This window comes from Pseudomonas fluorescens (assembly GCF_000730425.1).
GTDB classification, from domain to species: Bacteria; Pseudomonadota; Gammaproteobacteria; order Pseudomonadales; family Pseudomonadaceae; genus Aquipseudomonas; species Aquipseudomonas fluorescens_X.
In genome coordinates, this window is the sequence record NZ_CP008896.1 from 3,729,521 (window position 1) to 3,745,497 (window position 15,977).

12 protein-coding genes are annotated in these 15,977 nt (G+C 61.0%); 7 read left to right on the forward strand and 5 right to left on the reverse strand.

Annotated elements, in window-relative coordinates:
- Positions 1-552 precede the first annotated feature (552 nt).
- Positions 553-957, forward strand: coding sequence for an acyl-CoA thioesterase (locus HZ99_RS16775; protein ID WP_003176975.1), 405 nt, complete (start codon positions 553-555; stop codon positions 955-957).
- 57 nt (positions 958-1,014) lie between these two features.
- A complete protein-coding gene (locus tag HZ99_RS16780) occupies positions 1,015-1,899 on the forward strand; it encodes a D-hexose-6-phosphate mutarotase (RefSeq protein ID WP_038444530.1) in 885 nt (294 codons plus the stop codon).
- Positions 1,900-1,991: 92 nt separating this feature from the next.
- Here HZ99_RS16780 and HZ99_RS16785 read toward each other — a convergent pair whose 3' ends face one another.
- The 5 genes from HZ99_RS16785 to HZ99_RS16805 form a co-directional block, all read right to left on the reverse strand.
- Positions 1,992-2,528 carry a DUF3299 domain-containing protein gene (locus HZ99_RS16785; RefSeq protein WP_038444531.1) on the reverse strand — a complete coding sequence of 179 codons (537 nt, stop codon included), beginning with the start codon at positions 2,526-2,528 and terminating at the stop codon, positions 1,992-1,994.
- A 78-nt stretch (positions 2,529-2,606) separates the two neighbouring features.
- Positions 2,607-2,852: a GlsB/YeaQ/YmgE family stress response membrane protein gene (locus HZ99_RS16790; RefSeq protein ID WP_028618516.1), complete on the reverse strand. Its 246-nt coding sequence runs from the start codon at positions 2,850-2,852 to the stop codon at positions 2,607-2,609.
- Between the two features lie 100 nt (positions 2,853-2,952).
- A complete protein-coding gene (locus HZ99_RS16795) occupies positions 2,953-4,038 on the reverse strand; it encodes a 5-(carboxyamino)imidazole ribonucleotide synthase (RefSeq protein ID WP_038444536.1) in 1,086 nt (361 codons plus the stop codon).
- A 9-nt stretch (positions 4,039-4,047) separates the two neighbouring features.
- The gene (gene purE, locus HZ99_RS16800) at positions 4,048-4,539 is read right to left on the reverse strand and encodes a 5-(carboxyamino)imidazole ribonucleotide mutase (RefSeq protein ID WP_038444537.1); all 492 of its coding nucleotides are present in this window, start codon (positions 4,537-4,539) and stop codon (positions 4,048-4,050) included.
- A gap of 274 nt (positions 4,540-4,813) precedes the next feature.
- Positions 4,814-5,722, reverse strand: a complete 909-nt coding sequence (locus HZ99_RS16805) for a LysR substrate-binding domain-containing protein (protein ID WP_038444538.1) — start codon at positions 5,720-5,722, stop codon at positions 4,814-4,816.
- Between the two features lie 180 nt (positions 5,723-5,902).
- Here HZ99_RS16805 and aspA point away from each other — a divergent pair, with 180 nt between their 5' ends.
- The 5 genes from aspA (at position 5,903) to HZ99_RS16830 (ending at position 15,962) form a co-directional block, all read left to right on the forward strand.
- The gene (gene aspA / locus HZ99_RS16810) at positions 5,903-7,327 is read left to right on the forward strand and encodes an aspartate ammonia-lyase (protein ID WP_038444539.1); all 1,425 of its coding nucleotides are present in this window, start codon (positions 5,903-5,905) and stop codon (positions 7,325-7,327) included.
- 430 nt (positions 7,328-7,757) lie between these two features.
- Positions 7,758-9,203, forward strand: a complete 1,446-nt coding sequence (locus HZ99_RS16815) for an alanine/glycine:cation symporter family protein (RefSeq protein ID WP_038444541.1) — start codon at positions 7,758-7,760, stop codon at positions 9,201-9,203.
- A 73-nt stretch (positions 9,204-9,276) separates the two neighbouring features.
- Entirely contained in the window at positions 9,277-10,239 is a 963-nt protein-coding gene (locus HZ99_RS16820) for an asparaginase (RefSeq protein WP_038444543.1), read from the forward strand.
- 108 nt (positions 10,240-10,347) lie between these two features.
- Positions 10,348-14,916, forward strand: coding sequence for a hypothetical protein (locus HZ99_RS16825; protein ID WP_038444545.1), 4,569 nt, complete (start codon positions 10,348-10,350; stop codon positions 14,914-14,916).
- A 53-nt stretch (positions 14,917-14,969) separates the two neighbouring features.
- Entirely contained in the window at positions 14,970-15,962 is a 993-nt protein-coding gene (locus HZ99_RS16830; protein WP_038444546.1) for an AraC family transcriptional regulator, read from the forward strand.
- Positions 15,963-15,977 lie beyond the last annotated feature (15 nt).

Consider the following 15,977-nt stretch of genomic DNA (forward strand, 5'->3'; position numbering starts at 1 on the left):
GCAAGGCTTCTCTTATTAGGTCAGATCAGGAATCCGCAACAGCGTGGGTTTGGCCCGGCAGGTCCGGCAAGATAACAAATTGCCTGCAAAAGCACAGTCTAAACACCTGCTCGGCGGTTAGCGCCGACTCGCAACGTCACCCCTTTGCGAGGCCCGTCCGTTCTCTCTTCGAATGATTGTCGGGGACCGAAAACACCCGCAAATACTGGGGTGCAGGGCTCGACAGAAACAATGGTCAAACCCCTCAAGTTGCATGACTGTTTTGGCCATTTTTTTGACGCCTGTAAAGCCGTGTCAATAGATGTACAAAATCCGGGCCCGATGGTCGTCGTGCAGGCTATCGACCGATATACTGCGCACCTTGCACCTGCTTATCCGTGGAAGTTGCGCGAAAACGTCGTTGGCACCGGTCAGCCGATTTCGCAGAGTTTCCCTCAAGGCGCCTTTCGAAAAACGTGACGAACGTAGTATGTTCGGGGCTGAATCGTTTTTCCAAGACGGCTATTCACCGATTACATAGTCCAAGAGTCACGGGTCAGAGGCACCCCCGGCATGATCGAACTCGAACAAGAAGATCCTATCCCGCAAGGCGATCTCGCCCTGCAAATCACTGCACTGCCCCGTGAAACCAACGGTTTCGGTGATATTTTCGGCGGCTGGCTGGTGGCGCAGATGGACCTGGCCGGCACGGCAATGGCCAGCAAGGTCGCCGGTGGCCGCGTGGCGACCGTGGCGATCGATCGCATGGCCTTCCTGGTTCCCGTGGCGGTGGGCGCGCAGTTGTCCTTCTACACCCAGGCCCTGGAAATCGGCCGCAGTTCGATCCAGATGATGGTCGAAGTGTGGAGCGATGACCCACTGTCCAGCGAATGGCGCAAAGTCACCGAGGCGGTGTTTGTGTTCGTCGCCATCGATGGCAGCGGGCGCACCCGCTCGGTTCCGTCCCGGGCGCGTTAAACCTCGCGGCGGTTTGACGGTCCATTGCCCCATTGCCTGTCATTGAGAGAGCCTTGTATGCCTACGCCCCACGTTGAAACCGTGAAAATGGATGAGCTGGACTGCTGGCGCATCCGCCACAACGGCGCCGAAGTGCTGGTGGCCCAACAGGGCGCGCACGTCTTCAGTTATCAGCCTGCCGATGCAAAACCGGTGATCTGGCCCAACGACAAGGCGGTGTTCAAGCAAGGCAAAGGCATCCGCACCGGCGTGCCAGTGTGCTGGCCATGGTTTGGTGTGTTCGAGCGCAACCCGCAAAGCGTCAAGGCGATGCGCCAGAGCGATCAGCCGGCCGGCGCCCATGGCTTTGCGCGTACCGCCATCTGGACCTTGGTCGGCGTGGAAGACAATCGGCTTGAGTTGGCGCTCATTGCGCCTGCCGGCGGCTTCCCTGGCTGGCCGCATCTGGTCGATCTGAAAATGAGCATCCTGCTGGATGAGCAACTGCATATCCGCCTGACCAGCCACAACCGTGGCACCGACACGGTGACGATCAGCCAGGCGCTGCACAGCTACTTCGCCGTCAGCGATGTGCGCAAGGTGCAGGTCGAAGGCCTGGATGGGCTGGACTATATCGATACCGCCGACGGCTGGGCGACCAAAAAGCAATCCGGCCTCCTGCACTTCACTGCCGAGACCGACCGCATCTACCTCGATACGCCTGCACAGCTGAACATCATCGATAAAGACTGGCAGCGCCGGATCCAGCTCACCAGCGAAGGGTCAAAATCGACGGTGATCTGGAACCCCTGGACCGAACGTGCCAAGGCTTTCGATGACATGGCCGACGATGGCTGGCAGGGCATGCTATGCATCGAGACGGCCAATGTGTTGGACGATGTAGTGGTGCTGGCACCTGGAGCGAGCCACACCATGGCTGTGAGCATCGCCGCCATCCTGTAGGAGCCGGCTTGCCGGCGATCCCATCGCCTCGGTACAACTGACACACCGTGTCGCCTGGATCGCTGGCAAGCCAGCTCCTACAGGGTCATGGGTTATAAATCCGATTCCTGCACCACCCGCACGACCCCGGCATCCAGCGCATAAGCCGCATCCGCCAGGTCGTTGTTGACCGTTTCCACCTTCAAGGTGCCGGTCACCCACAGCGGCGTGTAGATATCATCGAGCTTCAGGCCCTTGGGGTAGCGCACCAGCACCAACTGATTGGGCGGCGGTGGCGGCACGTGGATGCAGGCGCCCGGGTAAGGCACCAGGAAGAACAAGGTACTGCGGCCCTTGGCGTCGGTTTCCAGGGGCACCGGGTAGCCGCCGAGGCGGATGTGCTTGCCGTTCATGGCAGCCACGGTCTTGGTCGAATACATCACGGCCGGAAGGCCCTTGCTCTGCTTCAAGCCACCCTTTTCGGTAAAGGTACCCAGGGCTTCAGGGGAGTTGTGGTCGATATCCGGCATTTGCTCAAGCGCCTTCTGGTCCGACTTGGGCATCAGTTCCAGCCAGTCGGTTTCCGGCAGCTCAGCGGCGTGGGCCAGGCTTGCACCCAGCAAAAAGACAGTCAACAGGAGGCGGCGCATGAAGGAGCTCGGCAAATAGGAACAGTGCCGGCATTCTAGCCCTCTGCGCCTGCGCAGCGCAGAGGGCTTGTCGCTAAATCACTTCTTTTTCAGCAGACCGTAGATCACCAGCAACACAATGGCGCCGATCAGCGCGCCGATGAAGCCTGCGCCCTGGCCTGCCTGGTAGATACCCAGCGCCTGACCGCCATAGGTCGCCGCCAGGGAGCCGGCGATACCCAGCAGGATGGTCATGATCCAGCCCATGCTGTCGTCACCTGGCTTCAGGAAACGCGCCAGCAGGCCGACGATCAAACCGATAAAGATGGTCCCAATGATACCCATGGCATTTCCCTCTGAATGAAAGTTAGCTGAAGCCTAGTCAGACTTTGGCATCCTGCAATCAGAGGATGGCGGCAACCAATGGTTCCCGCCGCCCCGAGGGTTATTGCGCGGCGATCAGCGCCTGGACCTTGGCGATTTGCGCGTCGAGTGTCGCGCGGTCCTTGCAACGCAGGTTGGCGTGGCCGACCTTGCGCCCGACCTTGAAGGCCTTGCCGTAGTGATGCAGGTGGCAGTCATCAATCGCAATGACCTGCTCCACCGGCGGCACCACGCCAATGAAGTTGAGCATTGCGCTCTCGCCAACCTTGGCGGTGGAACCCAGTGGCAAGCCCGCAACCGCCCGCAGGTGGTTCTCGAACTGGCTGCACTCGGCACCTTCGGTGGTCCAATGCCCGGAGTTGTGCACACGCGGGGCGATTTCGTTGGCCTTGAGGCCACCGTCGACTTCAAAGAACTCGAACGCCATCACCCCGACATAATCCAGTTGCTCGAGCACTCGGCTGGAATAGTCTTCGGCCAGGGCCTGCAGCGGGTGGTCGGTGCTGGCCACGGACAGCTTGAGGATGCCGCTGTCGTGGGTGTTGTGTACCAACGGGTAGAACCGCGTTTCGCCATCCCGGGCACGCACGGCCACCAGCGAGACTTCGCCGGTGAACGGCACGAAACCTTCCAACAGGCAGGCGACGCTGCCCAGCTCGGCAAACGTGCCGACCACATCGGCCTCGGTACGCAGGACTTTCTGGCCCTTGCCGTCATAACCCAGGGTGCGGGTTTTCAGCACAGCCGGCAGGCCGATACTGGCGACGGCCGCATCCAGGTCCGCCTGGGACTGGATGTCGGCGAACGCCGGGGTCGGAATACCCAGGTCCTTGAACATGCTTTTTTCGAACCAGCGGTCCCGGGCAATGCGCAGGGCTTCGGCGCTCGGGTATACCGGAACGAATTGCGACAGGAACGCCACGGTTTCGGCCGGCACACTTTCGAACTCGAAGGTCACCAGGTCGACTTCATCGGCCAGTTGGCGCAAGTGGTCCGGGTCGCTGTAGTCCGCCCGCAGGTGTTCGCCCAGGGCTGCCGCACAAGCGTCCGGCGCCGGATCGAGAAACGCGAAGTTCATGCCCAGCGGAGTCCCCGCCAAAGCCAGCATGCGGCCCAGTTGGCCGCCACCGATTACACCGATTTTCATCAATCAACCTCAGGCGATGCGTGGGTCTGGATTGTCCAGGACACTGTCAGTCTGCTCCGCGCGGAACTTCTTCAGTGCCACATGGAACTGCGGGTGCTTGGCGCCCAGGATACTGGCGGCCAGCAATGCCGCGTTGATCGCGCCAGCCTTGCCAATCGCCAGGGTCGCCACCGGAATCCCGGCGGGCATCTGCACGATGGACAACAGCGAGTCCACGCCCGAGAGCATCGACGACTGGACCGGCACGCCGAGTACCGGCAAGTGGGTCTTGGCCGCACACATGCCCGGCAGGTGGGCTGCCCCACCGGCACCGGCGATGATGACCTCGATGCCACGGGATTCTGCTTCATCGGCATACTGGAACAGCAAGTCCGGTGTGCGGTGGGCGGAAACCACCTTCACTTCGAACGCAATGCCGAGCTTTTCCAGCATATCGGCGGTGTGGCTAAGGGTGGACCAATCGGACTTGGAGCCCATGATCACGCCAACCAATGCACTCATCGTCGTGCCTCTTCTCTCTGGGCGCCCGCAGGCGCGTCAAAAAACAACAAGCCACGCGGGAAATCCGGCGTGGCTTGTTGTACGAATTAAGGCCGGTTGGACCGGCCGAAGGCCGCGCAGTATACCGTAATAATCCAGATAAACAGCCCCTGCACCGACCATCTGTCTTACGCTTTAAACCTGCGGTTTTATTGACTTAAGAGTCAGCCAAAGACACCGCAAAACTCATGTGGGAGCGGGCTTGCCCGCTCCCACATTTTGACTTGCTGTGCCCTCAAGCGGTTTGGGCCGCCCCACCTTCCAACTTGCGCCACAACAACCGCACGTTCGCCTTGCGCACCAACGCGCAGCGATACAGGCGAATCTCCAACGGCACATGCCATTGCGGCCCGCCACACACCACCAGTTCACCCCGAGCCAGTTCGGCCCGCACGCTCAACTGTGGCACCCAGGCAATCCCCAACCCTTCCAGGGCCATGCTTTTCAGGCTGTCGGCCATGGCGGTTTCGTACACGGTGGTAAAGCGCAGGGCCCGCTGGCGCAACAGCAGGTTCACCGAACGCCCGAGGAACGCGCCGGCGCTGTAGGCCAGCAATGGCACGCTGCCCTCGCCTTCCAGGTCGAACAGCGGCTTGCCATGGGCATCGGCGGCACATACCGGAAGCATTTCGGTGTTGCCCAGGTGCAGCGACGGAAAAATGTCCGGGTCCATCTGCATCGCCGCATCCGGGTCGTAGAACGCCAGCATCAGGTCGCAGCCGCCTTCGCGCAGGGCATGCACGGCGTCGCCCACGTTGGTGGCCACCAACCGCGTGGCGATGTTCAACCCTTCGTTGCGCAATTGTGCGATCCAGCGTGGGAAAAAGCCCAATGCCAGGGAGTGCGCAGCGGCCACTTGCATGACCTCGCCCTGCCCGCCTTCGAGGTGATGCAAATGGCGCAGCACTTCGCCCAGCTGTTCGACCACCGTACGCGCCGTCACCAGGAACAACTGCCCCGCCGCAGTGAGTTCCACCGGCGTGCGCGAACGATTGACCAGCGTCAGCCCCAGGGCGGCCTCAAGGCTGCGGATACGCCGGCTGAAGGCCGGCTGGGTGACAAAGCGCCGCTCCGCCGCCTGGGAGAAGCTGCGCGTGGCCGCCAGGGCGCTGAAGTCTTCCAGCCATTTGCTTTCGAGGTTCATCTGATTCTCCAGTGCATGCACCATTTTGGCACACACGCCCGCCATGATAACCGGGTCACATCAACATTATGCCGTTTGTGCATAGGCCAGTGTTTAACAGCATTGGCCCAAAAACTTCTGCAAGCCTAGCATTCGCAGCGTTCCGGCCTGTTCCGGGTCCATATCGAGATGATTTCCGTCATGTCCTCCGCTGCATCATTCCGCACAGAAAAAGACCTGCTTGGCGTACTTGAAGTACCTGCACAAGCGTATTACGGCATCCAGACCCTGCGAGCCGTGAATAACTTCCGTCTCTCCGGCGTTCCGATTTCGCATTACCCGAAATTGGTGGTCGGTCTGGCAATGGTCAAGCAAGCCGCCGCTGATGCCAACCGCGAGTTGGGCCAGCTCAGCGAAGCCAAGCACGCTGCCATCAGCGAAGCCTGCGCCCGCCTGATCCGCGGCGACTTCCACGAAGAATTCGTGGTGGACATGATTCAAGGCGGCGCAGGCACTTCAACCAACATGAATGCCAACGAAGTCATCGCCAACATCGCGTTGGAGGCCATGGGCCACAACAAGGGCGAGTACCAGTACCTGCACCCCAACAACGACGTGAACATGGCGCAGTCGACCAACGACGCCTATCCGACCGCGATCCGCCTGGGTCTGCTGCTGGGCCATGACGCGCTGCTGGCCAGCCTCGACAGCCTGATCCAGGCGTTCGCCGCCAAAGGTGTCGAGTTCGGCCACGTCCTGAAAATGGGCCGCACCCAGCTGCAAGACGCCGTGCCGATGACCCTCGGCCAGGAATTCCGCGCCTTCGCCACGACCCTGGGTGAAGACCTGGCACGCCTGAAGACCCTGGCGCCGGAACTGTTGACCGAAGTCAACCTGGGCGGCACCGCCATCGGTACCGGCATCAACGCCGACCCGCGCTACCAGGCCCTGGCCGTCCAACGCCTGGCCACCATCAGCGGCCAGCCGCTGGTACCGGCTGCCGACCTGATCGAAGCCACCTCCGACATGGGCGCGTTCGTGCTGTTCTCCGGCATGCTCAAGCGCACGGCGGTGAAGCTGTCGAAGATCTGCAACGACTTGCGCCTGCTGTCCAGCGGCCCACGTACCGGGATCAATGAGATCAACCTGCCAGCGCGCCAGCCAGGCAGTTCGATCATGCCCGGCAAGGTCAACCCGGTGATCCCGGAAGCCGTGAACCAGGTGGCCTTCCAGGTCATCGGTAACGACCTGGCCCTGACCATGGCGGCCGAAGGCGGCCAACTGCAACTGAACGTGATGGAGCCGCTGATCGCCTTCAAGATCTTCGACTCGATCCGCCTGCTGCAACGTGCCATGGACATGCTGCGTGAGCATTGCATCGTCGGCATCACCGCTAACGAAGCCCGCTGCCGCGAACTGGTGGAGCACTCCATCGGCCTGGTCACCGCGCTGAACCCGTACATCGGCTATGAAAACGCCACCCGCATCGCCCGTATCGCCCTTGAAAGCGGCCGCGGCGTGCTGGAGCTGGTGCGCGAAGAAGGCTTGCTCGACGACGCCATGCTCGACGACATCCTGCGCCCGGAAAACATGATTGCCCCGCGCCTGGTGCCGTTGAAGGCCTAAGCGCATGTAGCACCGCTCACCAGGTTGGGGGACTAGACACCTCTCATCCTTTTGAGGGCTTGAAGGCTTGCTCTTCAGGCCCTTTTTTTTGCCCGCAACTCGCCACCCCTTGTAGGAGCCGGCTTGCCGGCGATAGCGCTGCTGGCCCCGCCGAAACCACCCGCCACAAAAACCGATTCAGCGCCTTTGCCCGCCTACCATTCCTCGCTCAGTTGCGCTGCTTGCAGACGGCTGGCGCGCACCTAGGTATAGTGCCGCCCCTCTTCGCATGCACAGTCGTCGTATGCGAACGCCGAACTAATAACAACCCGCGACTTGGAACCGGGACGAGCACTCGACCCACCTATCGTGCTGCCTGCGCGATTGTGTGTAACACGATGTGTCGGCCCGTCCGGCTTTTGCCTTTACAAAAAACAGCGAGGAATACTCCATGCTTGAAGTCATCAACGACTTCCTCTCAGGAAAAGTACTGATCGTGCTCATTGTCGGGCTCGGTGGTTACTTCACGATCCGCTCGCGTTTCGTTCAATTTCGTCACTTCTTTCATATGTTCGCGGTGTTTCGCGACAGCCTGAAAAGCAGTGCCGGCCAGCTCAGTTCGTTCCAGGCGCTGATGCTCAGCCTGGCTGGACGGGTGGGTGCCGGTAACATCGCCGGTGTCGGCATTGCCGTGACCCTGGGTGGGCCGGGTGCCGTGTTCTGGATGTGGGTCACCGCGCTGGTGGGCATGTCTTCGAGTTTTATCGAGTGTTCCCTCGGCCAGCTGTACAAGCGCACCGACGCCGAAGGCACCTACCGTGGCGGTCCGGCCTATTACATCCAGCACGGTCTGCAAAAACGCTGGCTGGGGATGGTGATGGCATTCCTGCTGCTGGTGACCTTCGGCCTGGCCTTCAACGGCCTGCAAGCCCATGCGGTGACCCACTCGCTGAACAATGCCTTTGGCTTTGACACCACCTACACCGGCCTGGCCCTGGCGGTATTGCTGGGCCTGGTGTTTATCGGTGGGATCAAGCGCATCGCCTCGATCGCCGACTTGCTGGTACCGGTCAAGACCCTGGTCTATATCGCCGTGACGATCTACGTGATCGTGCTGCAATTCGACCAGGTACCGGCCATGCTCGCGACCATCGTCAAGAGCGCCTTCGGCCTGGACCAGGCCTTCGGCGGCCTGGTGGGCAGCGCCATCATCATGGGCGTGAAGCGTGGCGTGTTCGCCAACGAAGCGGGCCTGGGCAGCGCACCGAACGTAGCTGCGGTGGCCTCGGTGGAACACCCGGTCGCCCAAGGCGTGGTGCAAGCGTTCAGTGTGTTCCTCGACACCTTCATCATCTGCACCTGCACTGCGTTGCTGATTCTGCTCTCGGGCTTCTACACCCCAGGCTTCGAAGGGGATGGCATTGCCCTGACCCAGAACTCCCTGGCCGCGGTGGTGGGTGACTGGGGCCGGATGTTTATCTCGGTGGCCCTGGCGTTGTTCGTGTTCACTTCGATCATGTACAACTACTACCTGGGCGAGAGCAACCTGCGCTTTTTGGTGGGTAACAATCGCAAGGTGCTGATCGGTTATCGCGCGTTGGTGCTGATGCTGATCTTCTGGGGTTCGATCGAGAACCTGAGCACCGTGTTCGCCTTCGCTGATATCACCATGACCATGCTGGCGTTCGTCAACCTGTTCGCCCTGGCGTTCCTGTTCAAGATCGCCATGCGTATCCTCAACGACTACGACAGCCAACGCGCGGCGGGTATCAAGACTCCGGTGTTCGACGCCAGCCGGTTCCCCGACCTGGACCTCGATTGCAAGGCATGGCCGGCAACCCCGGCAAAACCGCAGGTTGCACCACCGGCTGAACTGGACGCTCAAACGCAGCGTTAAGCGCAGATGACACGCCGCCAAGCCTTGGGCATGCTCTGGGCTTGGCGGCGTTTTTCGTTCAGGAGATTTTGCAATGCAACCAGCTAACAACGTCATGGTGCTCTACACCGGTGGCACCATCGGCATGCAAGCCAGCGCCAATGGCTTGGCCCCGGCGTCCGGCTTTGAAGCGCGCATGCGCCAACAGCTTGCCGGCCTGCCAGTGCCAGCCTGGCACTTTCAGGAAATGCCGGCGTTGATCGACAGCGCCAACATGACCCCCGCCTACTGGCAGCACTTGCGCAGCGCCGTGGTCGAGGCGGTGGATAACGGCGCCGATGCAGTACTGATCCTGCACGGCACCGATACCCTGGCCTACAGCGCGGCGGCCATGCGTTTTCAGTTGCTGGGCCTGCCGGCGCCGGTGCTGTTCACAGGCTCCATGTTGCCCGCCGGTGTGGCGGACAGTGATGCCTGGGAAAACGTCAGCGGCGCGCTTGCCGCCCTCGGCGAAGGCCTGGCCCCCGGTGTCCAGCTGTACTTTCATGGCGAGCTGCTGGAGCCGACCCGTTGCGCAAAAATCCGCAGCTTCGGGCGCCATCCGTTCGCGACGCTGCAACGTCAAGGTGGCATGCCCAGGGCCGATGCGATTCCGCCTGCATTGGATTATCGCCAGCCCAAGGCCTTGGTGAATGTTGGGGTACTGCCATTGGTGCCGGGGATTTCGGCGGCGCAACTGGACGGCTTGATCAACAGCGGTATCCAGGCGCTGATCCTGGAGTGCTATGGCAGTGGCACCGGGCCCAGCGACAACCCCGAGTTCCTCGCCGGCCTCAAGCGGGCGCAGGCGCTGGACATTGTGGTCGTGGCGATCACCCAATGCCATGAAGGCGGTGTGGAACTGGATGTGTATGAGGCCGGCAGCCGCCTGCGTGACAGCGGCGTGTTGTCAGGCCACGGGATGACCCGCGAGGCGGCGTTCGGCAAACTCAATGCCCTGCTCGGCGCCGGGCTGCACACCGCTGAAGTCCGACGCCTGGTGGAACTCGACCTATGAGCCACGCTATATAAGCACCCCCTTCCCTGATCGGGCGGTCCCTAGCATGCAAACAACCCGCGCCTCGTCTCGGGTTATTTCCATCAACCGCCACGACAGGGATGACCCATGGCCCCTTCCTCCCCCCTCCCACCAGCCTCCAACAACGGCGACCCGACGCTGGGGCTGATCACCCAACTGCACACGGGCCCCTCATTCAGAGAGGCCGCCACCGAGCTGCTGCGCCAGACACTGAGCGAACTGTATCCAGACCTGTGCATCGACCCCAATACCACCCTGATGGGTATTCCCACCTGGGAGCTGGTCGACGACCGGATCGTGGCCGGGCCGGTTCACTACCAGGCCTTGAGCGACATACTTGCCAGGCAAGCGGTGCTGGCGGTGCCCATGCAATGTATCGAAGGCGAGCACTTCCTGACGCGACAGCCAATCAGTGATCCGGCCACGCATTTGCCGGTACGCATTATCGAAATCGCCAAGGCCCTCAATACCCTCGCACCCGCGATGCTCAGCGCCTGCCAGGAGCAACTGGTGGCGTACTGGAACGAGAGCAGCGGCAGCGGCCCGAGATGGCACGAACTGTCCAGCAGCCTGCGTTCGCTCTGGAATGTACAAAAGGCCGGGGCTTGGGACGCCATCGATTGCGCCATGGCCCGTGGCTTGTTCCACGCCCCGGTCCTTTCCGACCGCCAGCCTCAGGACGCGTACTCCAGCAGAGCGTATTTGCTGGATATCCAATTGGCTGACGGCGACCCGCTTCAGCCGGTGAGCGGGGCGGTGATCGCCGTACTGATAGGGCAACACCAGGGAAAAAACCGCCTCCTCAGCTATTCAATGCTCGACGGCTATCAGAAGTACGACTCGCTGGAGCAGTTGGGCCAATCCCTGCCCGCTCATATCGGCGCAGCGGCCCAGGGCAAGACACTGCACTGGCGCTTGTACGAGCCGCCTGGCCATTTTTTCGACGAGCAGGCCTGTGCGCTGCTCGCCATGCAAATCAAGGCCGTGGGCGAGCTGGACTTCTCCGACCTGCGCCAGGCAAGGCCGGCACTCGACGGTCCACCTGACGCAACGCAAAAGGTCTCGAACAGCGGCCAAAGCCAGGAGTGGTACTACCATCATTTGCCCGACTGGCTGCGCCAGGCGTCCAGCGGCGATCGAAACAGCTATGCACGGCACCTCAAAGACTTGGCGGTCCTCAACAGCCTGAACAACGGCCAGTCCTACCTGGATGAAATCCCACCGATCCGTGAGTACGCGCTGACCACCCTCAAGCAGCAAATCCTTCTCGACCACCCCGACGCCATACATCTGCCGTTTGAGCAGGTCGTCATCCAAGTGCAAAGCCTGGTGACCTGGGGAACCTTCATCGTGCCGGGTCGCCTGGAAACCACGACGTTCAGTCTGGCTGACCTGGCCCTGCAAAACTTGATTGCCGTGCCCATGGGCAACAAGAATGTGCATCTGAAAAATGGCCAGCGCTTACCCGCCTGGATGACTGTCGACTACCTGGAAAAGCTCATCACCCAAGTCGATATCGGCAGCGCCTATCCCGAATTGATCAAAAACAGACTGCTGGATCTGCGCCTGGAGTCAATCCGCCGCAAAAACCTGTACGCCAGCCACCTGCGTATCCAACTGCCGTTGATCGCCTTGCAGAACAAGATCCAACAACAGTGCGGCATCGACGAACGCGGTTATCGCTACGTGGCTGGCGTGATGCATAGCGAAGAAAGCGAGCGCCAGGTAGACGGACGCACCATCGTCATACGTCCCCTGGCCTTCATTCCCCAGCGGCGGGAGGGCCATGCCGAGGATGTGGTCACCAATATGTACGTGATTGGTCCCCAGCCCCCCGGCGACGGACCTTGCCTGCTCTACCGCCCGCTGTTTGACCCACCGTTGATCCAATACGCCTCGCCTTCCAACCTGTTGTACGGCATCGCCCAGTCCTCGGATCTGCGCGCTTCGGTACTGGCCTGGCTACCCAACGCGGTCCGTGCGGACTACGCCAACTATGTCTTTCCCGGGGCACTACCATCGCCATGGGTGGTCAGTGACTTTCTGGTCGAGCCCGACAATCTGCTGATCATGAACGGTCCCATCAGCCTGGGTGGCCAACCGCTCAATGGCGACCTGTTCAGTACCCTATTCAACGCCAATGCGCAGGCCCTGATTGAACTGGCGGATCGCCAATCGGTGTCCAACGCCGAAAACCGCTGGGCAACCCTCAAGCAAGCAGGCTGGATGATCCTGAATGCCATATTGCCCTTCCTTGGCCGCACAGCGGGTGCGGCCCTGTGGATCTGGCAGGTGGTCGATGAACTGCAGCAGTTCGTCCAAGCCCATGAACAAGGCGAGGAACAGCTGGAATGGGAAACCCTCACCGACGTGCTGCTGAATCTGGGCGTTGCATTGACGTTGCACCTCACCACCCGACGCCATGGCCTGGAAAGCCGGCCGCAGACCGATAAATCCACAGGCCCCGCAACGGTCCGCCAGCTACCTGCCCCCGGCCCTGATACGCCTGTGTTTTTGCACAAGACACCGCTTTACATCCAGGGCGCCATCCAGCGCCAGCCAGGCCAACTGGCGCAGTTGCTGGACAGCTTCAAGGTCAGCAAGCCCGATGGGCTTGGCGCGGTGATTACCGAGCCAGGCACTTACCGCTATCTGTACCGCCATGCCGAGCGTTACTACGCGCCGGTGGGCGAGCGCTGGTTTGAAGTGCAGGCCCGTGAGGATGAGCCCGTCATTATCGTTGACCCCAAGGACCCGAATCGCACCAGCCTGCCGCTGATACACAATACCAAGGGCCAATGGTTTATCGACACTCGCCTGCGCTTGCTCGGTGGTGGCCCCAAACGGGTCATCAAAAAAGCCGTGTCCGATGCCTCCATCAAAAGCGACGAGCTACGCTCGCAACTGGCCACCTTCGAAAATGCCAAAGCCGCCGCACAACAGCTGCTGCAGCAGGCTCATCAGGAAATGACGGACGCACCCAGCACCTCCGCAGCCGTCAAGCGCGAACACTACCTGCAAGCCCTGCTCGGCAGGCAAACGAGTTACGAAGAGGCACTGCAACGCCTCAAGACGCTAAACGTTTTCAGCCCCTCCAGCGACTATCAGCCCAAGGCCTTGGCCTACATCAAGGCTCAGTTGGCATTGAACGAAACAGGGATCCTGGAAGCCCAGACCACCTTTACACCCAAGCTGCATACCGTTCTGGACCACATCGAACACCAGGCCCGCGACCGTGAAGTGCGGCACATCAGCGACGCCAGGCAAATGACTACGATGAGCCAGGACATGATCGAGCGCCTGGATTACACCCAATCGCGCTTCGACCAGCTAAAGACTTTGGCGCTGGAAGGCACACGCCTGATCCAGGAGAGCAGGGGCCGGCTTCCGTCCTACACCAGCGACGACCTCAAGGCGTTGCAAGTGACGTTGGCCCGTAACCTATGCCTGACGGAGAGTTCGCTGAGCCATCGCCCCGAAGCCTGGAATGCGATAGACGCGTTGGTTGATACCGCCGATATTTCGGTGCAGGCCCTGCGCGACACCCTGCTGGAGCGCAGCGAAGCGCGCCTGGACGAACGGATCGAAGCGTTGTGCAGCCTGATTGAACAATTCAAGGTGATTGATGAGCGCCTGGGGGATTTCCAGCAGGAATTTTCCGATTCGGCTGTTCCTGAGGAGGTCAAGCTCCTGCAGCAGAAGATCCACGGGTTCTCGCAGCAGACACTGGCCCAGTTGGCCCTCTTGAGTGCCGAGCGTGACAACTTAAGAGCACGACCGACGCCCCCACCGACCCCACCAAGACCGAAGAAGAGATTCATTCATTCACGCTACAACGGCATGCTGATTGGCGAACCGAGAATGACCAAACAGGGACTGGAAACCGGCCTGGTAGATATCCGTTCCCCCCTGACCCAGCAAGTCATCGCCACGTTCCATGAGAAAGACAAAGACGTCTGGGTACAACACATCACAGCATCCGAGGCGGAATTGCCGGTGCCGGTGCCGGATATCCGGACTGGCCTGGAAAAAGGCCAGGCATTGTTGGACGGGCTCACGACATTTTTCACCCGTGCCGCTGCACAACAAGAAAACACCGAACGCACGGCGCAAGGGATCGAATACCTGTTTCATCAACATGCACGGCTGATGGAGCAAGCCGACCACGCCCTTGAAAAGGCGCTGGAGCAAGGCCGCCCAACCGATCACCAACGGCGCACAGGAGCCATTATCCGCAGGCAACTCAAAGAGGCCGCCACTACGCTTTACCAGCACGCCACCCAATTCATGATGCAGATCACCAAGCAACGGGCGCCAACCATCAACGGTGTCGAATGGCTTAAAGAACACAATGCCATAACCATCAAGCAGACCTTGAAACGCCGCCGCCTCAAGGGACCCAAACCGGATTATCTGGATGAATATGTCATTACCGACCGTGCTACTGGCACTGTCCTCTGGTATGCACACTTCCATTATTCGGCCAGTTGGGCCTCAACCAAGCGCTTTCTCTTCGCTCGCCTGAAAACCCCGCAGGAATACCGCCAGGGACCTGAGGCCGACGTACTCAAGAATCCGACAAGGCAGCAGCAGATCGATTTCTACCGCAGCGGCATCAATCTGGAGCAGGCGCGCAAATTGTTTTTCACGTCATAACATCGGGGCACATTCTTTGCTCCAACAAGCAGTCCCCCTGACGGAGCCGGCCCATGCTGCACTCTCACCTGACAACCCTCAACGCTGTTTCACTGGTGCTGGACAGCTTCCAGGCGCAGGGCGTGGCCAGTGAGGCGTTGCTGGCAGGTAGCGGTATCTGCGCGGCGGATCTGGGCCGGGCCGACGCGCGCATCACCACCAACCAAGAGATGCGCGTGTGCGCCAATGCCGTGGCGCTGCGCCGGGACCTGGGCCTGGAACTGGGCCAGCGCATGCATGTTTCATCCTACGGCATGCTGGGATATGGATTGCTCACCTGTGCCACCTTTGGTGACGCTTTGCGTCTGGCCCTGCGTTATCCAGCGTTATTGGGAACACTTTTTGCGCTGAGCCTGGAAGAGGAGGGTCAACGGATCTGGTTCACCGCCCGCGATTACCGTGAAGACCCGGCACTGGTCCAGTTCAATGTCGAACTGTGCCTGGTCTCGTTGAACGTGATCTGCGACGACCTGCTGGGGCAGACACTGCCCTTGCTCGGAGCCCGCTTCGACTACGCCGCGCCCGCGTACCAGGCACGCTATGCCGAACGCTTCGATTGCCCCCTGCAATTTGACGCTGGCACTAACGCCTTCGCCTTTGACCGTGACTGGCTCGACTACCCCCTGCCCCTGGCCGACGCCATTACCCACCGCGCCATAGCCGAGCGCTGTCGCAAGCAGAACACGGAATTTACCGGGCGCCAGGCCTGGCTGGGGCGAGTGCGTGAACTGCTGGCCGCACAATTGAGCACCTCCCCAGGGCTTGATGGCCTGGCCAGGCAAATGAACTGCTCGCCACGCACCCTGCGCCGCCACCTCCACGCCTTGGGCTGCAGCTATCAGGAATTGCTGGACGAGCTGCGCTTCGAACAGGCCAAGCAGTTGCTGGGCCACGGCGAACTGGCGATCCACCAGATTGCCGAGCAACTGGGTTTCAGCGAAGCGGCCAGCTTCCGGCATGCCTTTGTACGCTGGAGTGGCGTGGCTCCGAGCCAGTTCCGGCCCTGATGCACAGGCCCGGGG